Annotated in this window: 32 protein-coding genes; 2 read left to right on the top strand and 30 right to left on the bottom strand. The window is 34.0% G+C overall.

From position 1 onward, the window contains the following. Window positions 1–132: 132 nt before the first annotated feature. Window positions 133–1566: a T9SS type A sorting domain-containing protein gene (locus tag ABXT64_RS08555; protein ID WP_443632512.1), complete on the top strand. Its 1434-nt coding sequence runs from the start codon at window positions 133–135 to the stop codon at window positions 1564–1566. Window positions 1567–1633: 67 nt separating this feature from the next. Here ABXT64_RS08555 and ctlX read toward each other — a convergent pair whose 3' ends face one another. Further along, a complete protein-coding gene (ctlX, locus tag ABXT64_RS08550; RefSeq protein ID WP_443632511.1) occupies window positions 1634–2566 on the bottom strand; it encodes a citrulline utilization hydrolase CtlX in 933 nt (310 codons plus the stop codon). A gap of 181 nt (window positions 2567–2747) precedes the next feature. Between ctlX and ABXT64_RS08545 the strand changes: the two genes are divergently transcribed. Beyond that, window positions 2748–3194, top strand: a complete 447-nt coding sequence (locus ABXT64_RS08545) for a DinB superfamily protein (protein ID WP_443632510.1) — start codon at window positions 2748–2750, stop codon at window positions 3192–3194. On the opposite strand, the gene ABXT64_RS08540 is transcribed toward ABXT64_RS08545, so the two are convergent. From ABXT64_RS08540 to rplB, 29 genes are all read right to left on the bottom strand, one after another. Next, complete coding sequence (locus ABXT64_RS08540) at window positions 3191–4105, bottom strand: dimethylarginine dimethylaminohydrolase family protein (RefSeq protein WP_443632509.1); 915 nt, start codon at window positions 4103–4105, stop codon at window positions 3191–3193. The two genes, ABXT64_RS08545 and ABXT64_RS08540, sit on opposite strands and share 4 nt — an antisense overlap. 59 nt (window positions 4106–4164) lie before the next feature. Further along, complete coding sequence (locus ABXT64_RS08535) at window positions 4165–5451, bottom strand: citrate synthase (RefSeq protein WP_443632508.1); 1287 nt, start codon at window positions 5449–5451, stop codon at window positions 4165–4167. A 185-nt stretch (window positions 5452–5636) separates the two neighbouring features. Next, on the bottom strand, window positions 5637–6923 hold the full coding sequence (eno, locus tag ABXT64_RS08530) for a phosphopyruvate hydratase (RefSeq protein WP_443632507.1): 1287 nt from the start codon (window positions 6921–6923) through the stop codon (window positions 5637–5639). Further along, the gene (gene carA, locus ABXT64_RS08525; protein WP_443632506.1) at window positions 6920–8041 is read right to left on the bottom strand and encodes a glutamine-hydrolyzing carbamoyl-phosphate synthase small subunit; all 1122 of its coding nucleotides are present in this window, start codon (window positions 8039–8041) and stop codon (window positions 6920–6922) included. The genes eno and carA overlap by 4 nt, the downstream gene beginning before the upstream one ends. A 226-nt stretch (window positions 8042–8267) precedes the next feature. Further along, a complete protein-coding gene (rplQ, locus tag ABXT64_RS08520) occupies window positions 8268–8741 on the bottom strand; it encodes a 50S ribosomal protein L17 (RefSeq protein ID WP_443632505.1) in 474 nt (157 codons plus the stop codon). Window positions 8742–8801: 60 nt separating this feature from the next. Beyond that, window positions 8802–9794 (bottom strand): DNA-directed RNA polymerase subunit alpha, encoded by a 993-nt coding sequence (locus ABXT64_RS08515; RefSeq protein ID WP_443632504.1) that lies wholly within the window; start codon window positions 9792–9794, stop codon window positions 8802–8804. A 21-nt stretch (window positions 9795–9815) separates the two neighbouring features. Then, window positions 9816–10421 carry a 30S ribosomal protein S4 gene (gene rpsD / locus ABXT64_RS08510; RefSeq protein ID WP_443632503.1) on the bottom strand — a complete coding sequence of 202 codons (606 nt, stop codon included), beginning with the start codon at window positions 10419–10421 and terminating at the stop codon, window positions 9816–9818. A gap of 87 nt (window positions 10422–10508) precedes the next feature. Then, window positions 10509–10901, bottom strand: a complete 393-nt coding sequence (gene rpsK, locus ABXT64_RS08505; RefSeq protein ID WP_443632502.1) for a 30S ribosomal protein S11 — start codon at window positions 10899–10901, stop codon at window positions 10509–10511. Between the two features lie 11 nt (window positions 10902–10912). Next, complete coding sequence (rpsM, locus tag ABXT64_RS08500) at window positions 10913–11287, bottom strand: 30S ribosomal protein S13 (protein ID WP_443632501.1); 375 nt, start codon at window positions 11285–11287, stop codon at window positions 10913–10915. Window positions 11288–11290: 3 nt separating this feature from the next. Then, on the bottom strand, window positions 11291–11407 hold the full coding sequence (gene ykgO / locus ABXT64_RS08495) for a type B 50S ribosomal protein L36 (protein WP_010519235.1): 117 nt from the start codon (window positions 11405–11407) through the stop codon (window positions 11291–11293). A 6-nt stretch (window positions 11408–11413) separates the two neighbouring features. Continuing rightward, complete coding sequence (gene infA, locus ABXT64_RS08490; protein ID WP_443632500.1) at window positions 11414–11629, bottom strand: translation initiation factor IF-1; 216 nt, start codon at window positions 11627–11629, stop codon at window positions 11414–11416. Next, on the bottom strand, window positions 11629–12981 hold the full coding sequence (gene secY, locus ABXT64_RS08485; protein WP_443632499.1) for a preprotein translocase subunit SecY: 1353 nt from the start codon (window positions 12979–12981) through the stop codon (window positions 11629–11631). Before secY ends, infA begins: the two co-directional genes overlap by 1 nt. Before the next feature lie 13 nt (window positions 12982–12994). Continuing rightward, on the bottom strand, window positions 12995–13447 hold the full coding sequence (rplO, locus tag ABXT64_RS08480) for a 50S ribosomal protein L15 (RefSeq protein ID WP_443632498.1): 453 nt from the start codon (window positions 13445–13447) through the stop codon (window positions 12995–12997). Window positions 13448–13460: 13 nt separating this feature from the next. After that, window positions 13461–13640, bottom strand: coding sequence for a 50S ribosomal protein L30 (gene rpmD, locus ABXT64_RS08475; protein WP_443632497.1), 180 nt, complete (start codon window positions 13638–13640; stop codon window positions 13461–13463). 10 nt (window positions 13641–13650) lie between these two features. Then, window positions 13651–14175 (bottom strand): 30S ribosomal protein S5, encoded by a 525-nt coding sequence (gene rpsE, locus ABXT64_RS08470; protein WP_443632496.1) that lies wholly within the window; start codon window positions 14173–14175, stop codon window positions 13651–13653. A gap of 5 nt (window positions 14176–14180) precedes the next feature. Beyond that, complete coding sequence (gene rplR / locus ABXT64_RS08465) at window positions 14181–14537, bottom strand: 50S ribosomal protein L18 (protein ID WP_443632495.1); 357 nt, start codon at window positions 14535–14537, stop codon at window positions 14181–14183. 11 nt (window positions 14538–14548) lie between these two features. Next, complete coding sequence (gene rplF, locus ABXT64_RS08460; RefSeq protein ID WP_443632494.1) at window positions 14549–15091, bottom strand: 50S ribosomal protein L6; 543 nt, start codon at window positions 15089–15091, stop codon at window positions 14549–14551. 15 nt (window positions 15092–15106) lie between these two features. Further along, entirely contained in the window at window positions 15107–15508 is a 402-nt protein-coding gene (gene rpsH / locus ABXT64_RS08455) for a 30S ribosomal protein S8 (RefSeq protein WP_443632493.1), read from the bottom strand. A gap of 20 nt (window positions 15509–15528) precedes the next feature. Then, a complete protein-coding gene (rpsN, locus tag ABXT64_RS08450) occupies window positions 15529–15798 on the bottom strand; it encodes a 30S ribosomal protein S14 (protein ID WP_443632492.1) in 270 nt (89 codons plus the stop codon). Window position 15799: 1 nt separating this feature from the next. After that, entirely contained in the window at window positions 15800–16351 is a 552-nt protein-coding gene (rplE, locus tag ABXT64_RS08445) for a 50S ribosomal protein L5 (protein WP_443632491.1), read from the bottom strand. Window positions 16352–16353: 2 nt separating this feature from the next. After that, window positions 16354–16668 carry a 50S ribosomal protein L24 gene (gene rplX, locus ABXT64_RS08440; RefSeq protein ID WP_443634945.1) on the bottom strand — a complete coding sequence of 105 codons (315 nt, stop codon included), beginning with the start codon at window positions 16666–16668 and terminating at the stop codon, window positions 16354–16356. A gap of 13 nt (window positions 16669–16681) precedes the next feature. Next, window positions 16682–17050, bottom strand: coding sequence for a 50S ribosomal protein L14 (rplN, locus tag ABXT64_RS08435; RefSeq protein WP_443632490.1), 369 nt, complete (start codon window positions 17048–17050; stop codon window positions 16682–16684). Window positions 17051–17052: 2 nt separating this feature from the next. Then, window positions 17053–17310 carry a 30S ribosomal protein S17 gene (rpsQ, locus tag ABXT64_RS08430; protein WP_443632489.1) on the bottom strand — a complete coding sequence of 86 codons (258 nt, stop codon included), beginning with the start codon at window positions 17308–17310 and terminating at the stop codon, window positions 17053–17055. Between the two features lie 17 nt (window positions 17311–17327). After that, window positions 17328–17519, bottom strand: a complete 192-nt coding sequence (gene rpmC / locus ABXT64_RS08425) for a 50S ribosomal protein L29 (RefSeq protein WP_443632488.1) — start codon at window positions 17517–17519, stop codon at window positions 17328–17330. Between the two features lie 16 nt (window positions 17520–17535). Next, entirely contained in the window at window positions 17536–17955 is a 420-nt protein-coding gene (gene rplP, locus ABXT64_RS08420; protein ID WP_443632487.1) for a 50S ribosomal protein L16, read from the bottom strand. Window positions 17956–17974: 19 nt separating this feature from the next. Then, entirely contained in the window at window positions 17975–18706 is a 732-nt protein-coding gene (gene rpsC / locus ABXT64_RS08415) for a 30S ribosomal protein S3 (protein ID WP_443632486.1), read from the bottom strand. Window positions 18707–18709: 3 nt separating this feature from the next. After that, complete coding sequence (gene rplV, locus ABXT64_RS08410; RefSeq protein WP_443632485.1) at window positions 18710–19120, bottom strand: 50S ribosomal protein L22; 411 nt, start codon at window positions 19118–19120, stop codon at window positions 18710–18712. A 3-nt stretch (window positions 19121–19123) separates the two neighbouring features. After that, window positions 19124–19402: a 30S ribosomal protein S19 gene (rpsS, locus tag ABXT64_RS08405; protein WP_443632484.1), complete on the bottom strand. Its 279-nt coding sequence runs from the start codon at window positions 19400–19402 to the stop codon at window positions 19124–19126. 5 nt (window positions 19403–19407) lie between these two features. Beyond that, window positions 19408–20232, bottom strand: coding sequence for a 50S ribosomal protein L2 (rplB, locus tag ABXT64_RS08400; RefSeq protein WP_443632483.1), 825 nt, complete (start codon window positions 20230–20232; stop codon window positions 19408–19410). Window positions 20233–20235: the final 3 nt, after the last annotated feature.

Here is a 20235-nt window from a genome sequence, read left to right as displayed (position 1 = left end):
TCCGACAGAAAGTTGCTACGTGTAGTATTAGAGGGAATTAAAATTTCATGTTTATCTGTGTTTTCACACTCAGGCGTGAAGACTATATTCGTCAATTCTCTCATATTTGAATCAAATTATAAAAAAATTGCTATGAAAAGAATTACCATTACACTGTTAGTACTTACCTTATTTCTAGAAAATGTAAATGCCCAAATCAACTTTACACTAGCAGATCCACAGCCAGATTTAATAGAAGTCTATGGAGGATCCTTTGCTAGCGGAGACATTGATAATGATGGAGATCAAGATCTTCTCATGACTGGACAAGGCCCAGTGTTCGGAGCTGCTCTCTATCTAAATGACGGAAACGGAAATTTCACAGAAGTGACCAACACCACTATCCCAGACCGTGTTTTTTCTAGTGTTACAGAGTTTAAAGACTTAGATAGTGATGGAGACCTTGATCTATATATTTCCGGAAGTAATGATGGAGGAGGGATTGGAATATTCACAAGAATATACTTAAATGATGGAACCGGAAGCTTTACTCAATTAAGCAATACTCTCTTGCCAGAATTTCAAGGACCTGGTGCAGCGATTGAAGACATAGATGGCGATGGTGACTTAGACATTATAATCTCTACCAGTGATAAGAACGATGAATTCGTTGCTGATACTTATTTAAATGACGGAAATGCCAATTTTACACCTTCTGGCAGTACAGCTTTCACTCCTGTTAAATTCGCAGCAGTAGCATTCATCGATGTGGAAAATGACGGCGATGCAGACGTCATAATTTCGGGAATTCAGGAAAATGATGCGGCTTTAACAAGACTATATTTGAATGATGGCCTAGGAAATTACACCGAGGATACCAACACAAATTTTGTACAACTTGCTGCAGATGATGTTGATGTTGCCGATACTGATAACGATGGTGATCTTGATATTTTGATGTCCGGACTAACTGACGCTTTCGATGTAAGGACCATTCTCTACCTTAATGATGGCGATGGAGAGTTCACTGAACTAACCACAACAGGCTTACAAAACACCTTCGCTGGTACAAACGCCATTGCAGACCTCGATAACGATGGTGATCAAGACATCGTTATTGTTGGTTCTCAAGACGGAGGATTGCCAAATATTTTCAACATCGTATATGAAAATCTTGGTAACAATGAATTTGAACCTGCGATTACTTTAGGTGGAGAATACATCGCTGCCTGCGTAGTAGATGATTTTAACGGAGATGAACAATCTGATATTATTATCCAAGGATTTGTAGATAAAACTAATTTTTACTGGAACACCTCTGAAGTTTTAAGCATTCCTAATGTTGAGGATAATTTTACAACACATAAGATCTATCCAAACCCATCAAATGGTACTTTTAATATTCAAATAAGTAATACAGAACCTACATCCCTTAAAATATTTAATTTAAATGGACAATTAGTTTATCAAAACAGTCTTTTAAGTAATAAAAACGAGTTAAATTTAAATCTCCCTAGTGGCCTTTATATAGCTATTATAAATAACAACAATAGCAGTCAAACTCATAAACTGATCATAACAAAATAAAATAAATAAAAAAAACACCTCACCGTTAATCAACAATTGATTAACGATGAGGTATAATATAATTGTATTAGTCTTTTGGTAAAAATACTTCTGCCATCATACAACGAGCACTTCCACCTCCACAAGTTTCAATAGTTTGTAAGTCACTACTTAAAATTTGAGCATGTGCTTCAATTTTATTGATTTGTTCTTGTGTTAAACAATCATGTGCTGCTTTACTCATGACCATATATTTTGTACCATTGGCACCAATAACTTGAAGCATATTTCCTGCGAATTGATGCATTTGTTCTTCTGAAATTGCAATGATTTCTTTTTTATCTTCCTTTAGATTACTAATGACAAACTTTTTTTCTTTTTTATCATCGATTGAATCAAGACATATTATTGCTATATTTTCACCTAAAGCCATCATTACATTGGTATGATAAATAGGCAATCTTTTTCCATCTTTTGTCTGAAATGCATTAAAAATAACTGGTGAGCAATCAAAATCTTCGCAAAATTCTATAATTAAATCTTCATGTGCTCGATCTGAAAGCGCACAATAAGCCTTTTGGCTTACTCTATCTAATAATAAACTACCAGTACCTTCTAAATATAATTCTTCATGCTCAGCGGAAGTATAATCAACAATATCTTTAATAATAAAACCTTCTTTTTCTAAACGAATCAAGATTTCCTCTCTTCGTTCTCTTCTTCTGTTTTCAGCAAACATTGGATATAAAACAACGCTACCATTTTTATGAAAACTCACCCAATTATTTGGGAAAATTGAATCTGGGGTATCAAGTTCTAATACATCGTTTTCAACAATAACCTGAACACCAACCGCCCTTAATTTTTCCACAAAAGAATCAAATTCTGCTTGAGCTTTTGTATTAATCTCTTTATTATTAATACTCATTTCCTCTTGAAAATAATTATTTACAGCTGTTTCTTCATTCATCCTAAATTTAACAGGACGAATCATTAAAATAGTATTTGTTATTTGTTGCATTCTAAATATGTATTAAATACGACACCTTGTTAATTAAACTTATACCTTTTTATAGTAACTATAATAAGTAAAACAAAAGTATAAAAGTTCTATAATCTAATTACTACCTATACTAAAATATGTCGATGATAATAATCATTTTATTTACCTTTAATGGCGATCAAAATATAAATAGAATTTTATGCTATCTAAAGACTTAATAAAAATATTTGAAAGAGATTTAAATCAACTAATTAAAGAAATAGAATTATACAAAAACGAGAAGAATCTTTGGAAGTTAGATAAAGACTTAAAGAATTCAGCTGGAAATTTATGCTTGCATCTCATTGGTAATTTGAATCATTTTATAGGAGCTCAATTAGGGAATAGTGGATATATTAGACAACGTGAACTAGAGTTCTCATTAAAAAATGTACCCGTAGCAAAACTTAAAGAGGAAATTGAAATAACAAAAGAGCTTGTTAAATATGCTCTTCTAAAACTAAAGAATGATGATTTAATCAATGAATATCCTTTGAATGTTTTCGGAGCACCCATGAGCACACAATATTTTTTGGTGCATTTAACTACGCATTTGGCCTATCATTTAGGGCAAATTAATTACCACCGGAGACTTTTAGATAATTAATCTCTTATTAATGGCATCGTAGAGCAACGTAATAGTCCTTCTTGCTTTGCTATTTCTGAATAGGGCACTTCTTCTACAGTAAATCCTTCAGAACGAAGCCAAGCATTAAGACGTGTAAAGTTTCTTTCTGAAATAATTACTTCTGGAGAAATAGAAAAAATATTACTATTCATTTGGTACATTTCTTCTTTACTTATATGAAAACAATTTTCTTTTCCGAAGAGATTAACCAACCATTCATATTCTTTTTCCTCTAAAAATCCTTCCTTATGAATTATACATTTTCCTTTTCCTATGGGTTGAAAACAGCAATCAAGATGAAGTGCATTATCTTTAGCTATGGTATTGGATTTTCGCAAATTAAATGAAACCACTTTTTTATTTGGAAACAATTCTTCCAAACATTTTACGGCGGTCATATTTGTTCGAGCTGTTATAAAATCTGAATAATCTTCACCTCTAAAAGTCCCTACAAAAATATATTCGCCCCAGGGCATCACATCTCCACCTTCAATATGAGCTTCTTCAGGTAAAGTAATACGTTTATTTTTTTCAACTTGAGACCATACATATTCAATAGCATCAATTTCTTTATCTCTATCGGGTAAAATATTAGCAATAATCAGTTTATCCTCAATAACAAAAGCAATATCTCTTGAAAATATTTGATTGTAATCGGAAATTTTTTCTGGTCGATACACGGTTACATCATATTTTTTAAATACTTGATGTAAAGCTTCCATTTCATGAATCATATCCGCTTCTTTAGGATATGTTCCTGCTTTTATATGTTCAGCAGACTTAGGGTCGTAAGTTTCTTCTACCTTAGGAGTAGGTCCATTAGAAGAAGCAGTTCCTAGTACGACTGCCCTTAATCTTGAAATTTCATCTGAAACGTGTAGGTTTATCATATCACAAATATAAAAAAAGCACCTTCTTCCGAAGGCGCTTTTTTATAAATACTTTTAATTTATCTTTTTTCTACCGATTTAAAGTCCCGTAGTGTTTCTCCTATATAAACTTGTCTTGGTCTTCCTATTGGCTCTTTACGTAAGCGCATTTCCCTCCATTGAGCAATCCAACCTGGTAATCTACCTAATGCAAACATCGGTGTAAACATTTCAGTAGGTATCCCTAAAGCTCTGTAAATGATTCCAGAATAGAAATCTACATTTGGATATAATTTTCTATCTACAAAATATTGGTCTTCTAAGGCTTCTTTTTCAAGTCCTTTAGCAATTTCCAAGATAGGATCATCGATCCCTAATTCTGCAAGAAGTTCATCTGCTGCTACTTTAATAATTTTAGCTCTTGGGTCGAAATTTTTATAAACTCTATGACCAAATCCCATTAAACGAAATGGATCAGATTTATCTTTTGCTTTGGCCATGAACTTTTTGGTATCTCCTCCATCTTCTTTTATAGCTTCCAACATTTCAATCACTGCTTGATTTGCTCCACCATGTAATGGGCCCCATAAAGCATTAATACCTGCTGAAATCGAAACAAATAATCCTGCATTAGATGATCCTACAATTCGCACTGTAGACGTTGAACAGTTTTGTTCGTGATCTGCATGTAGAATTAAAAGTTTGTCTAAGGCATCTTTTACGATTGGATTAGCTACATATTCATCGGTAGGTTTCTTGAACATCATTTTAAGAATGTTCTCTACATATCCTAATGAATTATCACCATAATCTAATGGAAGTCCTGCTCTTTTTCTATATGCCCAAGCTGTAAGTACTGGAAATTTACCTAAAATACGTACAATTGCATTATACATTTCTTCTTCTGAATCTACATTTACAGAAGTAGGATTAAAAGCAACTAAAGCACTCGTTAGAGATGACAAAACACCCATAGGATGTGCAGCTTTTGGAAAACCATCAATGATCTTTTTTACATCTTCATCTACATGAGATTGTTCTTTAATATCTGCATGAAATTTATCTAATTCTTCTTTTGAAGGTAATTCACCAAAAATTAATAAATAACATACTTCTAGAAAGTCTGCCTTTTCAGCTAAATCTTCAATAGAATATCCTCTATAACGTAATATTCCTTCTTCACCATTTAAAAAAGTAATTGCACTTTCACAAGCACCTGTATTTTTGTAACCTGGGTCAATTGTAGTTACTCCTCCTGTTACCCCTCGAAGTGTTTTTATATCAATAGCAATTTCATTTTCAGTTCCTTCAATTATAGGAAATTCATATTTCTTACCTTCTATTTCGAGTGTCGCTATTCTAGACATAAATTTGATTTGATTTTAATGATTTTTAGGGAATGCTAAGTTACAAAATAATGGTCAATTTTTAAAAGGTTTACATACGTTTGTTAAGCCATAAAGTGTTTTAATACTAGTTTTTTTTCTTTAGAAGTCTCACACAATAAAAAAGCCTGCAATTTGCAGGCTTTTCTTATAAAAAATAGTCTTTCTTAAATTTTAAATGCGCCTCTTTGTGGAAAATAAGCCGCATTTTCTAATTGTTCTTCTATACGTATTAACTGATTGTATTTTGCCATTCTATCACTTCTTGACATAGATCCTGTTTTAATTTGACCACAATTTAGAGCAACTGCTAAATCTGCAATTGTATTATCTTCTGTTTCACCAGATCGATGTGACATAACAGAGGTATATCCTGCATTATGCGCCATAGTAACAGCGGCAATAGTTTCAGATAACGTACCTATTTGATTCACTTTTATCAATATAGAATTAGCAATGTTCTCCTTAATTCCTCTTGAAAGTCTTTCTACATTAGTAACAAATAAATCGTCCCCAACCAATTGAACTTTGTCTCCAGTTATTTCAGTTAAATATTTCCAACCTTCCCAATCGTTTTCATCCATTCCATCTTCTACTGAAATAATTGGATATTGTTCACACAACGTTGCTAAATAATCAGCTTGTTCTTTAGATGAACGCATTTTTCCTGATGTACCTTCAAATTTTGAGTAATCATATTGTCCGTTTACATAAAACTCTGCTGCAGCACAATCAAGGGCAATCATTATATCTTTTCCAAAAGAATATCCTGCATTCTCAACAGCCTTAGCAATAGTATCTAAAGCATCTTCTGTTCCTTCTAAAGCAGGAGCAAAACCACCTTCATCACCAACTGCTGTACTTAAATTTCTGTCATGTAAAACTTTCTTTAAATGATGAAATACTTCACTACCCATTTTCATCGCATCTGAAAAATCATTTGCTAAAATTGGTACAATCATAAATTCTTGAAAAGCAATAGGAGCATCACTATGTGAACCTCCATTAATAATATTCATCATAGGTACAGGAAGTGTTTTCGCGCTTACTCCACCAACATATCGATACAGAGGCATTCCTAATTCATTTGCGGCTGCTTTAGCTACAGCTAAAGAAACACCAAGAATTGCATTAGCTCCTAAGTTAGATTTGTTAGGCGTACCATCTAAATCAATCATTATTTGATCTATTTGTTCTTGTTCAAAAACGGAAACACCAAGTAAAGTCCCTGCAATTTTTCCATTTACATTTGCAACAGCAATACTCACTCCTTTACCCATATAATCATCACCACCATCTCTTAATTCTACAGCCTCATGTTCTCCTGTAGAAGCACCTGAAGGAACTGCTGCACGGCCTAAAACCCCATTATCCGTAATAACATCAACTTCGACAGTTGGATTCCCTCTTGAATCAAATATTTGACGTGCGTGTATGTCTATGATTATGCTCATGCTGTTTGTAATTTATGATTTTTTATATTGGTAATAAATTCATCGAAAAGATAGGTCGCATCGTTTGGTCCAGGACTTGCTTCTGGATGATATTGAACAGAAAAGGCTGGTTTATTTTTTATTCTAATACCAGCAACTGTATGGTCATTTAAATGAACATGTGTGATTTCAACATCTTTATGGTTTTCTGTTTCTTCTCTATTGATTGCAAAACCGTGGTTTTGGGAAGTTATTTCTCCTTTGCCTGTCAGTAAATTTTTAATGGGATGATTAATTCCTCTATGTCCATTGTGCATTTTATAAGTAGAAATACCATTAGACAATGCTAAAACTTGATGTCCCAAACAAATACCAAATACAGGCAAATTACTGTCCACCATCTGTTTAGCGGCTTTAATTGCATCCGTAAGCGGTTCTGGATCTCCAGGACCGTTTGATAAGAAATAACCATCTGGATTAAATGATTTCATTTCTTCAAATTTAGTATTATATGGAAAGACTTTTACATAACAATCTCTTTCTTCAAGATTTCTTAAAATGTTCTTTTTAATTCCAATGTCTAAAGCTGAAATCTTATATGCAGCATCTGGATTTCCATAAAAATAAGGTTCTTTAGTAGAAACTTTTGACGCCAATTCTAAGCCGTTCATTGGAGGTACTTCGGCTAATTGCTTTTTTAAATTCTCAATTGAATCTACTTCCGTAGAAATAACTGCATTCATAGCTCCATTATCCCTAATATAGCTTACTAAAGCTCGAGTATCAATATCACTAATTGCTAAAAGATTGTTTTTCTCTAAAAAATTTTCTAAAGTATCATTTGCTTCAGGACGTGAATAATTATAACTAAAATTTCTACAAATCAAACCTTTAATTTTGATAGAATCTGATTCACTTTCATTTTCTGCTACACCGTAATTTCCAATATGGGCATTTGTGGTAACCATTAATTGACCATAATATGAAGGGTCTGTGAATACTTCTTGATATCCTGTCATTCCGGTATTAAAGCAAACTTCTCCAAAAGAAGTTCCTTCTTTATTTCCGACAGCTTTCCCATAAAAAATGGCACCATCAGCTAGAAGTATAATTGCTTTTTTTCTATTTTGATATTTCATGTGTTTTTAAATCTTTGTTTGGACACATGGAACTCACAAAACAACATAAAATCACTTTTTGTTATTTTGCTCATTTCATATATAAATTAGTTCTACAAAATTAATTAAATCAATTTTCTTTTAATCTTTTGAAACTAAATTTTTTCAACAATTTAAAAAAAGTTCATAAAAAAAGGGATAAACTTAAAATGTTTATCCCTTTTTATTATTTATAGTAAAATTTCATTTACTCTTCTTCTTTTGTTGCCTCAGTTTCTACAACTGGCGGCACTTCTTTAGAGCCTCCACGACGACTACGACGAGTAGTTTTCTTCTTAACTGCTTTACCAGCATTGTAAATTTCATTAAAGTCTACTAATTCGATCATTGCCATATCAGCATTATCCCCTAAACGATTCCCTAATTTAATAATTCGAGTATATCCTCCTGGACGATCACCAACTTTTACTGCTACTTCTCTGAATAATTCAGTCACAGCTTCTTTTTGACGTAATCTAGCAAACACAATACGACGATTATGTGTTATATCTACTTTAGACTTTGTTATTAAAGGTTCAACAAATTGTTTTAAAGCTTTTGCTTTAGCAACTGTTGTGTTTATTCTTTTATGTTCAATTAGGGAACATGCCATATTAGCCAACATTGACTTTCTATGCGCTGTTTTTCTTCCTAAATGATTTACTTTTTTTCCGTGTCTCATGACATTTTGTTTTAATCATCATCTTGCTTCAACTCTTTAAGAGGAGCAAAATATGATGTATTAATCTTTATCTAATTTGTATTTTGAAAGGTCCATTCCGAAATTTAATCCTTTTACATCAACTAATTCTTCTAGTTCAGTAAGTGATTTTTTTCCGAAGTTTCTGAACTTCATTAAATCGTTTTTGTTGAAAGATACTAAATCTCCTAAAGTATCAACTTCTGCAGCTTTTAAACAATTTAATGCACGAACTGAAAGATCCATGTCGATTAATTTTGTTTTAAGTAACTGTCTCATGTGAAGTGATTCCTCATCATACGTTTCAGTTTGTGCTATCTCATCAGCTTCAAGCGTAATACGCTCATCGCTAAATAACATAAAGTGATGTATTAAAGTTTTAGCAGCTTCTGTTAAAGCATCTTTTGGATTTATAGATCCATCAGTAATGATTTCGAAAATTAATTTTTCGTAATCTGTTTTTTGCTCTACTCGGTAATTCTCAATACTATACTTAACATTTTTAATAGGTGTATAGATAGAATCTGTAAATATAGTTCCTAATGGAGCTCCTGCTTTTTTATTTTCTTCAGCTGGAACATACCCTCTACCTTTTTCAATCGTAATTTCGAAATTAAGGTTTACTTTAGGATCCATATTACAAATTACTAAGTCTGGATTCAATACTTGAAATCCAGAAATAAATTTTTGAAAATCTCCTGCTTTTAATTGTTCTTCTCCGGAAATTGAAATAGTAACAGTTTCGTTGTCTATTTCATCAATTTGTCTTTTAAAACAAACTTGTTTTAAATTTAAAATTATTTCTGTAACATCTTCAACAACGCCTGCAATTGTAGAAAATTCATGATCTACTCCTTCGATACGAACCGAAGTAATTGCAAAACCTTCTAATGAAGAAAGTAATACACGTCTTAATGCGTTACCAACAGTTAATCCGTAACCAGGTTCTAAAGGACGAAATTCAAATTTTCCTTCAAAATCAGTTGAATTAATTAAGATAACTTTATCGGGCTTCTGAAATGTAAATACTGCCATAGTGTGACTGTGTGTTATTTATTATTTAGAATATAATTCGACGATGAATTGTACGTTTATGTTTTCAGGAATTTGAAGACGTTGCGGTATAGAAACAAACGTTCCTCTTTTTGTTGCATTGTCCCAAGTAATCCATTCGTAAACATGATTAGCATTTGATAATGAAACTTCAATTGCTTCCAAAGATTTGGATTTTTCTCTAACACCTACTGTATCACCAGCTTTTAACTGATAAGAAGGGATGTTAACTTTTTCACCATTTACTGTAATATGTCTGTGAGACACTAATTGTCTAGCAGCACTACGAGTAGGAGCTACTCCCATTCTAAATACTACGTTGTCTAATCTAGACTCACATAATTGTAACAACACCTCACCAGTAATTCCTGGAGCTGCAGTTGCTTTTTTAAACATATTTCTGAATTGACGCTCTAAAATACCGTAGGTATATTTAGCTTTTTGCTTTTCAGCTAATTGAATTGCGTATTCAGATTTTTTTCCTCTACGACGGTTATTACCGTGTTGTCCTGGAGGGTAATTTCTTTTTTCGAATGATTTATCATCTCCGAAAATAGCTTCGCCAAACTTTCGAGCTATTTTAGTTTTTGGACCAGTATATCTTGCCATTTTAAATTGTTTTTGAAGGGAAAACTAAATTAAGGTCTTATTCTTATCCTCTAGTTTCCTAATCTCCTTCAGATTGATATTTATTAATTAAACTCTTCTTCTTTTTGGAGGTCTACATCCATTATGAGGCATTGGAGTAACATCGATAATTTCAGTTACTTCAATTCCTGCATTATGAATTGATCTTATTGCAGACTCTCTTCCGTTACCAGGTCCTTTTACATAAACTTTTACTTTACGTAAACCTAAACCATGTGCAACACCAGATGCATCTTCCGCAGCTAATTGAGCAGCGTAAGGAGTATTCTTCTTAGATCCTCTAAAACCCATTTTACCGGCAGAAGACCAAGAGATTACATCTCCGTTCTTGTTTGTCAACGATATTATAATGTTGTTAAATGAAGCTGTAACATGAGCTTGACCCACTGCTTCAACATTAACTTTACGTTTTTTCGTACTTTTTGAGGTAGACTTTGCCATATCTCTAGTGATTATTTAGTTGCTTTTTTCTTGTTAGCAACTGTTTTACGTTTTCCTTTTCTTGTTCTTGAGTTATTCTTCGTACGTTGTCCTCTTAAAGGAAGACCAACTCTGTGACGAATACCTCTGTAACAACCAATATCCATTAAGCGTTTTATACTTAATTGAATTTCGCTACGTAATTCACCTTCAATTTTAAAAGATCCAACAGCATCACGAATTTTTCCGATTTCTTCATCAGTCCATTCATTTACTTTTGTTTCTTCGCTAACTCCGGCTTTCTCTAAAATATCTTGAGAACGGGTTCTACCGATCCCAAAGATATACGTTAACGCGATTACACCCCTTTTTTGCTTTGGGATATCTACACCTGCGATTCTTGCCATAACTTATCCTTGTCTTTGTTTGAACCTAGGGTTCTTTTTGTTAATAACATATAATCTGCCTTTTCTGCGAACTATTTTGCAGTCGGCACTTCTTTTCTTAATAGATGCTCTTACTTTCATAATGAATTAATATCTATATGTAATTCGAGCCTTAGTTAAATCGTAAGGACTCATTTCTAATTTTACTTTATCTCCTGGTAATAATTTAATATAGTGCATACGCATTTTACCAGATATATGCGCAGTAACAATATGTGCATTTTCCAATTCAACTCTAAACATTGCATTAGACAATGCTTCAATAATAGTACCGTCTTGTTCTATTGCGGGTTGTTTTGCCATTATGCTACTTGTTTTCTGTTTTTACCCGATTTCATTAATCCATCATAATGACGATTTAATAAATACGAATTTATTTGTTGCATTGTATCGATTGCGACACCTACCATAATTAATAGAGAGGTACCACCATAAAATAATGCCCAACCTTGTTGAATTCCAAATAACTTCACAGCGAATGCAGGGAATATTGCAATAATTGCTAAGAATACCGATCCAGGCAAAGTAATTTGAGACATAATTCTATCTAATAACTCAGCAGTATCAGTTCCTGGTTTAATACCTGGGATAAATCCTCCACTTCGTTTTAAATCATCAGCCATCTTATTGGTTGGTACTGTAATTGCAGTATAAAAATAAGTAAAAATGATTATTAATAATGCAAATACAATATTATACCAGACTCCAAAAATATCACTAAAATTAACTTGTAACCATTGTCCAGCTGAAGAGTCTTTCATAAAAGAAGCTCGTCCAATTAAACTTGGTACAAACATGATAGCTTGTGCAAATATAATAGGCATTACTCCAGAAGCATTAAGCTTTAATGGAATAAATTGTCTTGCACCAAAAATATTTTTTTCGTAGTCACCACTTGCAGTTCTTCTTGCATATTGAACAGGTATTTTTCGTACCGCCATAACAAGCATAACACTTGCAAGAATGATTACAAACCAGATAACTAATTCTATAAGAATCATTATTAAACCACCATTAGATTGTAATACTCTAGAAGCAAATTCTTGAGCAAATGCTTGTGGTAAATTAGCAATAATTCCTACCATAATTAATATAGAGATACCGTTCCCAATACCTTTATCTGTTATTTTTTCACCTAGCCACATTGCGAACACACACCCTGTAACAAGAATGATTGTTGAAGAAAAGAAGAACATAAAGTCCTGACCTAATAAAAATGCTTCTGCTGGAACTCCCATTAAAGGAAGACCTGCTAAATAACTTGGTGCTTGCACTAAACAAATACCAATCGTTAGCCATCTTGTAATTTGGTTAATCTTTTTACGACCACTTTCTCCTTCTTTTTGTAATTTCTGTAGATAGGGAACAGCAATTTGCATTAATTGTACTACAATCGATGCAGATATATAAGGCATAATACCCAAAGCAAATACTGAAGCATTTGCAAATGCTCCTCCTGTAAAGGCATTAAGTAAGCCACCTAAACCACCGTCTTCAAAACTACCTGCGAATCCTGAAAGTTGACCAGCATCAATTCCTGGTAACACAACTTGTGCTCCAAATCGATACACTAACAAGAGACCTAAGGTAAGTAGAATACGATTTCTAAGTTCCTCTATTTTCCAAACGTTCTTTAAGGTTTCAATAAATTTCATCCTTATCTAAAAATTACAATGTTATTACTTCTCCACCAGCGGCTTCGATAGCTGCTTTAGCTGTGGCAGTAAACTTATTTGCTGACACAGTAAGTTTCGCTTTTAATTCACCTCTACCTAAAATCTTCACCATTTCAGTTTTTCCAAGAAGACCTAAACCAACAAGTGTTTCGAAATCCACTGTATCTTTAACTTTCTTATCATCAACTAATTGTTGAAGTGTATCAATATTAATTCCTTGGTATTCTTTTCGATTTATATTTGTAAAACCAAATTTTGGAACACGACGTTGTAAAGGCATTTGCCCTCCCTCGAATCCTAATTTCTTAGAATACCCAGAACGAGACTTAGCACCATTATGTCCTCTGGTTGCTGTACCTCCTTTACCGGATCCTTGTCCGCGACCTACTCGCTTGCCTTGATTCTTTACCGAGCCTGCTGCCGGTCGTAAGTTACTTAAATCCATATTCGTTTAATTATTAAACAGTTTCAACTGAAACTAAATGTTGTACATTATTTATCATACCAAGAATACTTGGCGTATCATCATGCTCTACTGTATGACCCATTTTTCTAAGTCCTAAAGCTTCAAGCGTTCTTTTTTGGTTTTGAGTGCGGTTTATTTCACTACGAACCTTTGTTACTCTAATTTTTGCCATCTCTTTTTATTTATCCTTTAAATAATTTATCAAGAGAAATACCTCTTTGTTTTGCAACAGTTTGAGCACTTCTTAATTGTAATAAAGCATCAAAAGTTGCTTTTACAACATTGTGTGGATTTGAAGATCCTTGTGACTTAGATAATACATCATGTACACCTACTGCCTCTAGTACGGCACGTACAGCTCCACCAGCAATTACTCCAGTACCCGCTGCAGCTGGCAACAATGTTACTCTAGCTCCACCGTATTTACCTTTTTGCTCATGTGGAAGCGATGCCTTATTTAAAGGAATACGCACTAAGTTTTTCTTAGCGTCCTCAATTGCTTTTGCGATTGCACTAGCAACATCTTTAGATTTACCAAGCCCTTGACCTACAACCCCATTTTCATCACCTACTACTACGATAGCTGAAAATCCAAAAGTTCTACCACCTTTAGTTACTTTAGTAACACGTTGTACACCTACTAAACGATCTTTTAATTCAAGACCACCTGGTTTTACTAATTCTACGTTTTTATAATTTTGATACATATTTCTTAGAATTTAAGGCCGCCTTCGCGTGCTCCTTCAGCTAATGATTTAATTCTTCCATGGTAAAGATATCCACCTCTATCGAAAGTAATACTTTCTATTCCTGCACTCTTAGCTTTCTCAGCAATTGCTTGTCCCACTAGTTTTGCAGTTTCAACATTACTTGTTTTAGATGCGTCTATATCTTTGTCTCTTGAAGATGCAGCTGTAATGGTTGTACCATTTACATCGTCAATAAGTTGAGCATAGATTTCTTTATTACTTCTGAAAACTGCTAAACGAGGACGTTGCGTAGTTCCAGAAACTGTTTTTCTAATTCTGAAACGAATTCGATCTCTTCTATCTGTTCTTGATAATGCCATAACTTTATTTGTTATGCAGATTTACCTGCTTTTCTTCTTATTTGTTCTCCTACAAACCTAATTCCTTTCCCTTTGTAAGGTTCTGGCTTTCGGAAGGCACGGATTTTAGCCGCAACCTGTCCTACTAATTGTTTGTCGAAAGATGTTAATTTAATAATAGGATTTTTTCCTTTATCAGAAACTGTTTCAACTTTTACTTCTGGAGCGATATTCAACACAATATTGTGAGAAAATCCAAGAGCTAAGTCTAATTTCTGTCCTTGATTACTGGCACGATAACCTACACCAACTAATTCAAGTTCTTTGTTCCATCCTTTACTTACACCTTCAATCATGTTAAAGATTAAAGATCTATATAAACCATGTTTTGATTTATGTTCTTTAGAATCTGAATCACGTTCTACTATAACGTTTCCATCTTCTATATTTAAAGTAACCCCTGAAAATTCTTGTGTTAATTCACCTAATTTTCCTTTTACCGTAATTACATTATCATTTACTTCAAATGTAACTCCTTCTGGGATTGCTACCGGGTTTTTACCTATTCTTGACATTTCTAGTCTCTATTTTTAGTATACGTAACACAATACTTCTCCACCTACATTTTCTGAATGAGCTTGTTTTCCTGTCATCACTCCATGAGAAGTAGACACGATTGCAATACCTAATCCATTTAAAATACGAGGTATTTCTGTAGAACTTGCATATTTACGTAAACCTGGTTTACTAATTCTTTGAATCTTTTTTATCACAGGGTCTTTAGTAAGCTTATCATATTTTAAAGCTATTTTAATAGAACCTTGAGGTCCATTATCATCTTCAAATTTGTAGCTTAATATAAAACCTTGATCAAACAAGATTTTTGTAATTTCTTTTTTCACTTTCGAAGCAGGGATTTCTACCACTCTGTGGCCTGCTTTTACTGCATTTCTAACTCTAGTTAGAAAATCTGATATTGGATCTATATTCATCTTCTTCGTTTAAAATATTATTACCAACTTGCTTTTCTAACACCTGGGATTAATCCTTGGTTTGCCATTTCACGAAAAGTTACACGTGATAATCCAAACGTTCTCATATACCCCTTTGGTCTTCCAGTTAGTTTGCAACGATTATGCATACGAACAGGAGAAGCGTTTTTTGGTAATTTCTGTAATGCTAAATAATCTCCAGCTTCTTTTAAAGCTTTTCTTTTTTCAGCATATTTTGCTACCGTTTTTGCTCTTTTAACCTCACGGGCTTTCATTGATTCTTTAGCCATCTTAGTTCTTTTTAAAAGGTAAACCTAATTCAGTTAATAATGATTTTGCTTCAGTATCGGTAGAAGCTGATGTTACAAACGTAATGTTCATACCATCGATCTTCTTAATTTTATCGATATCAATTTCAGGAAAAATGATTTGTTCAACAACTCCTAATGAGTAGTTACCTCTTCCGTCAAAACCTGTCGCTTTGATACCGTTGAAATCACGTACACGTGGTAAAGCACTTGTAATAAGTCTATCTAAAAACTCATACATACGTTCTCCACGTAATGTAACTCTAGCTCCAATTGGCATCCCTTTACGAAGTTTAAACGCAGCAACATCTTTTTTAGATAAAGTTGCTACAGCTTTTTGACCTGTAATGTTTGTCAATTCATCTAAAGCGTATTCGATTTGTTTTTTATCTGCTACTGCAGATCCAACTCCACGAGAAACTGTGATGCTTTTCAATTTAGGTACTTGCATTACATTACTGTAACCAAACTCTTCCTTAAGAGCATTAATTATTCTGCTCTTGTACTCTTCTTTAAGCCTTGGTGAATATCCCATAACTATAATACTTGATTAGATTTTTTTGAAAACCTTACTTTTTTTCCATCTTCCATTTTATAACCTACACGTGTTGCTTTTCCTGTTTTAGGATCTAACAGCGATAAGTTTGAAATGTGTATTAGAGCTTCTTTTTTTACAATTCCTCCTTGCGGATTCGCTGCACTTGGCTTCTCATGTTTAGAGACCATATTAACTCCTTCTACTATTGCTTTGTTTTTTACAAAATTTACACTCATCACCTTACCTTCTGATCCTTTATGATCTCCAGCAGTAACAACAACTGTGTCTCCTGTTTTAATTTTAAGCTTTGCCATCTTAGTTTTCATATTAAAGCACTTCAGGTGCCAATGATACTATTTTCATAAATTGTTTATCACGAAGCTCTCTTGCTACTGGTCCAAATACACGTGTTCCGATCATTTCTCCTTGTGGGTTTAAAAGCACACAAGCATTATCATCGAAGCGAATATAAGATCCATCAGGTCTTCTAACTTCTTTTGTAGTTCTCACTACAACTGCAGTTGCAACAGCACCTTTTTTAATGGTTCCGTTTGGTGTCGCAGATTTTACAGATACTACAATCTTATCACCAATAGAGGCATACCTCTTTTTAGTACCACCCAATACACGTATTGTAAGTACTTCTTTGGCTCCTGTGTTATCTGCTACTTTTAGTCTTGACTCTTGTTGTAACATAATTACTTAGCTCTATTAATTATTTCTACTAACCTCCAACATTTGGTTTTACTTAAAGGACGTGTTTCCATTATCCTTACTTTATCACCTTCGTTGCAGTCGTTTGTTTCATCGTGCGCAACATATTTCTTAGTCTTTAACACGAACTTTCCGTACATAGGATGTTTTACTTTTTTTACCTCAGCAACTACTATGGACTTATCCATTTTGTTACTAGTAACTACACCTATACGTTCTTTTCTTAAATTTCTTTTTTCCATCTTTCAGCTTCGCACAATTACTGTACTTCTCTTTTAGTTAGTTCTGTCTCAATTCTAGCTATAGCTCTTCTTTGAGATCTAAGTTGAACTGGATTTTCCAACGGTGAAATGGCATGTGCCATTTTTAGGTCTGAATATGATTTTCTAGATTCAGAAAGTTGTTCCTGTAGCTCCACATTTGAAGCTTCTTTTATTTCAGATTGTTTCATAATTACAAATTCAAAATTAAGCTTGATAAGTTCTAGATACTATAAACTTCGTTTTAACAGGAAGTTTTTGTGCTGCCAATCTCAATGCTTCTTTAGCTGTTTCAAAGGGCACTCCAGAAATCTCAAATAAAATTCTACCAGGTTTTACTACAGCCGCCCAATATTCGACAGCACCTTTACCTTTACCCATACGTACTTCAAGAGGTTTTTTAGTAATTGGCTTATCTGGAAATATCATTATCCAGAGAGACCCCTCTCTTTTCATGAAACGAGTAGCAGCAATACGTGCAGCTTCTATTTGACGTGATGTCAGGAAATTCGAATCTAAAGATTTTATACCGAAAGTTCCATAAGACAATTGTGTACCGCGTCCAGCATTACCTTTCATGCGGCCTTTTTGTTGTTTACGGAATTTTGTTCTTTTAGGTTGTAACATTTTTTACTTCTTTAAAAAATTACTTTTTACGACGTGGTTTGTTATTATTACGACCACCTCGTCCTCCAGGTCTTGCTTTCCCTCCACCTTTCTGCGCTAGGCCTACTAGTGGTGAAAGCTCTCTTTTTCCATATACTTCGCCTTTCATAATCCATACTTTAATTCCCAATCTACCATAAGTAGTGTGAGATTCTACTAAAGCATAGTCTATGTCAGCTCTAAATGTTGATAAAGGAATACGTCCATCTTTATAAGATTCAGAACGAGCCATTTCAGCTCCATTTAAACGTCCTGAAATTTGAATCTTAATACCTTCAGCATTCATTCGCATTGCAGCCGCAATTGCCATTTTAATTGCACGACGGTAAGAAATTCTATTTTCTATTTGTCTAGCAATACTTGATGCAACAAGATAAGCTTCCATTTCTGGTCTCTTAATCTCATGGATGTTAATTTGTACATCTTTACCTGTAATTTTTTTAAGCTCTTCTTTCAACTTGTCTACTTCCTGACCACCTTTCCCAATAATAATACCAGGTCTTGCAGTAGTAATAGTAACGGTTACAAGTTTAAGGGTACGCTCAATAATTACCCTTGACACACTAGCTTTACTTAAACGAGCACGTATATACTTTCTAATCTTGTCGTCTTCAGCAAGTTTATCGCCGTAGTCGTTCCCTCCGTACCAGTTGGATTCCCAACCTCTAATGATACCTAAGCGATTTCCGATTGGATTTGTTTTCTGTCCCATTAATTAATTGCTTTGTGTGTTATCGTTAGCCCCAAGCACAAGTGTAACATGGTTGGAACGTTTTCTAATTCTGTGTGCGCGACCTTGTGGTGCAGGGCGAAGTCTTTTTAACATCGCTCCTCCATCTACACGAATCTCTTTTATAAAAAGATCTGCGTCTTCTATAGATGCATCTTCGTTTTTAGCTTGCCAATTAGCAATTGCTGAAAGCAATAATGTCTCTAAACGACGAGATGCTTCTTTTGAACTAAACTTTAAAATGTTTAGTGCTTTATCTATTTTTACACCACGTACTAAATCTGCAACTAAGCGCATTTTTCTAGGTGATGTAGGGCAATTATTCAATTTAGCAAAATACATTGTCTTTTTTGCTTCTTTGATTTGCTCTGCTCTTTCTCTTTTACGAACTCCCATGGCTTATTTTTTTCCTTTATTTTTAGCACCTGCATGACCACGATATGATCTTGTAAGTGAAAATTCACCTAATTTATGTCCTACCATATTCTCAGTTACGTACACTGGAATAAATTGACGCCCGTTATGAACTGCAATCGTTTGACCAACAAAATCTGGAGTAATCATTGAAGCACGTGACCAAGTTTTAATCACAGTCTTCTTATTTGACTCAACATTTTGTTGAACTTTTTTGTCTAATTTGAAATGAACGTAAGGTCCTTTTTTTAATGATCTTGCCATAATTTCTATTTCTTTCTACGTTCTATAATATATTTATTACTCGCTTTAGTTTTAGAACGGGTTCTATATCCTTTAGCAGGAATACCATTTCTAGAACGTGGATGTCCACCTGAAGATTTACCTTCACCACCACCCATTGGGTGATCAACTGGATTCATTACTACCGGTCTAGTTCTTGGTCTTCTACCTAACCATCTAGATCTTCCCGCTTTACCAGAAACTAATAACTGATGATCACTATTAGATACTGCTCCAATAGTTGCCATACATGTTACTAAAATCATACGTGTTTCACCAGAAGGTAATTTCACTGTAGCAAACCTTCCTTCTCTTGCCATAAGTTGCGCAAAAGCACCAGCACTACGAGCCATAACAGCACCTTGTCCTGGATGCAATTCGATACATGAAATGATAGTTCCTAAAGGAATTTTAGCTAGAGGCATTGCATTTCCAATATCTGGAGCCACAGTATCACCTGAAACGATATTTTGTCCTACCTTAAGTCCGCTTTGTGCAACTACGTATCTTTTTTCACCATCTTGGTAATTCAATAACGCAATAAATGCTGTACGGTTAGGATCGTATTCTATACTTGCAACAGTTGCAGGCACACCCACTTTGTTACGTTTAAAATCGATAATTCGATATCTTCTTTTATGACCACCACCTTTGTAGCGCATAGTCATTTTTCCTTGACTGTTACGTCCCCCAGATCTTTTAATCGGAGCTATTAAACTTTTCTCCGGCTTATCAGTAGTAATGGCGTCAAATCCATTTACTACTCTAAATCGCTGTCCTGGGGTGACCGGTTTTAATTTTCTTACTGACATTTT

This window comes from Candidatus Marifrigoribacter sp. Uisw_064 (assembly GCF_047730175.1).
Taxonomy (GTDB): domain Bacteria; phylum Bacteroidota; class Bacteroidia; order Flavobacteriales; family Flavobacteriaceae; genus Marifrigoribacter.
This window is presented reverse-complemented; position numbering and strand designations above follow the sequence as displayed.

Bases quoted from the DNA above. Each gene is read 5' to 3' on its own strand.
- ABXT64_RS08555 (WP_443632512.1), top strand. From the start codon at position 133: ATGAAAAGAATTACCATTACACTGTTAGTACTTACCTTATTTCTAGAA.
- ctlX (WP_443632511.1), bottom strand. From the start codon at position 2,566: ATGCAACAAATAACAAATACTATTTTAATGATTCGTCCTGTTAAATTT.
- ABXT64_RS08545 (WP_443632510.1), top strand. From the start codon at position 2,748: ATGCTATCTAAAGACTTAATAAAAATATTTGAAAGAGATTTAAATCAA.
- ABXT64_RS08540 (WP_443632509.1), bottom strand. From the start codon at position 4,105: ATGATAAACCTACACGTTTCAGATGAAATTTCAAGATTAAGGGCAGTC.
- ABXT64_RS08535 (WP_443632508.1), bottom strand. From the start codon at position 5,451: ATGTCTAGAATAGCGACACTCGAAATAGAAGGTAAGAAATATGAATTT.
- eno (WP_443632507.1), bottom strand. From the start codon at position 6,923: ATGAGCATAATCATAGACATACACGCACGTCAAATATTTGATTCAAGA.
- carA (WP_443632506.1), bottom strand. From the start codon at position 8,041: ATGAAATATCAAAATAGAAAAAAAGCAATTATACTTCTAGCTGATGGT.
- rplQ (WP_443632505.1), bottom strand. From the start codon at position 8,741: ATGAGACACGGAAAAAAAGTAAATCATTTAGGAAGAAAAACAGCGCAT.
- ABXT64_RS08515 (WP_443632504.1), bottom strand. From the start codon at position 9,794: ATGGCAGTATTTACATTTCAGAAGCCCGATAAAGTTATCTTAATTAAT.
- rpsD (WP_443632503.1), bottom strand. From the start codon at position 10,421: ATGGCAAGATATACTGGTCCAAAAACTAAAATAGCTCGAAAGTTTGGC.
- rpsK (WP_443632502.1), bottom strand. From the start codon at position 10,901: ATGGCAAAGTCTACCTCAAAAAGTACGAAAAAACGTAAAGTTAATGTT.
- rpsM (WP_443632501.1), bottom strand. From the start codon at position 11,287: ATGGCAAGAATCGCAGGTGTAGATATCCCAAAGCAAAAAAGGGGTGTA.
- ykgO (WP_010519235.1), bottom strand. From the start codon at position 11,407: ATGAAAGTAAGAGCATCTATTAAGAAAAGAAGTGCCGACTGCAAAATA.
- infA (WP_443632500.1), bottom strand. From the start codon at position 11,629: ATGGCAAAACAACCCGCAATAGAACAAGACGGTACTATTATTGAAGCA.
- secY (WP_443632499.1), bottom strand. From the start codon at position 12,981: ATGAAATTTATTGAAACCTTAAAGAACGTTTGGAAAATAGAGGAACTT.
- rplO (WP_443632498.1), bottom strand. From the start codon at position 13,447: ATGGATTTAAGTAACTTACGACCGGCAGCAGGCTCGGTAAAGAATCAA.
- rpmD (WP_443632497.1), bottom strand. From the start codon at position 13,640: ATGGCAAAAATTAGAGTAACAAAGGTTCGTAGTGAAATAAACCGCACT.
- rpsE (WP_443632496.1), bottom strand. From the start codon at position 14,175: ATGTATCAAAATTATAAAAACGTAGAATTAGTAAAACCAGGTGGTCTT.
- rplR (WP_443632495.1), bottom strand. From the start codon at position 14,537: ATGGCATTATCAAGAACAGATAGAAGAGATCGAATTCGTTTCAGAATT.
- rplF (WP_443632494.1), bottom strand. From the start codon at position 15,091: ATGTCAAGAATAGGTAAAAACCCGGTAGCAATCCCAGAAGGAGTTACA.
- rpsH (WP_443632493.1), bottom strand. From the start codon at position 15,508: ATGAATATAGATCCAATATCAGATTTTCTAACTAGAGTTAGAAATGCA.
- rpsN (WP_443632492.1), bottom strand. From the start codon at position 15,798: ATGGCTAAAGAATCAATGAAAGCCCGTGAGGTTAAAAGAGCAAAAACG.
- rplE (WP_443632491.1), bottom strand. From the start codon at position 16,351: ATGGGATATTCACCAAGGCTTAAAGAAGAGTACAAGAGCAGAATAATT.
- rplX (WP_443634945.1), bottom strand. From the start codon at position 16,668: ATGGCAAAGCTTAAAATTAAAACAGGAGACACAGTTGTTGTTACTGCT.
- rplN (WP_443632490.1), bottom strand. From the start codon at position 17,050: ATGTTACAACAAGAGTCAAGACTAAAAGTAGCAGATAACACAGGAGCC.
- rpsQ (WP_443632489.1), bottom strand. From the start codon at position 17,310: ATGGAAAAAAGAAATTTAAGAAAAGAACGTATAGGTGTAGTTACTAGT.
- rpmC (WP_443632488.1), bottom strand. From the start codon at position 17,519: ATGAAACAATCTGAAATAAAAGAAGCTTCAAATGTGGAGCTACAGGAA.
- rplP (WP_443632487.1), bottom strand. From the start codon at position 17,955: ATGTTACAACCTAAAAGAACAAAATTCCGTAAACAACAAAAAGGCCGC.
- rpsC (WP_443632486.1), bottom strand. From the start codon at position 18,706: ATGGGACAGAAAACAAATCCAATCGGAAATCGCTTAGGTATCATTAGA.
- rplV (WP_443632485.1), bottom strand. From the start codon at position 19,120: ATGGGAGTTCGTAAAAGAGAAAGAGCAGAGCAAATCAAAGAAGCAAAA.
- rpsS (WP_443632484.1), bottom strand. From the start codon at position 19,402: ATGGCAAGATCATTAAAAAAAGGACCTTACGTTCATTTCAAATTAGAC.
- rplB (WP_443632483.1), bottom strand. From the start codon at position 20,232: ATGTCAGTAAGAAAATTAAAACCGGTCACCCCAGGACAGCGATTTAGA.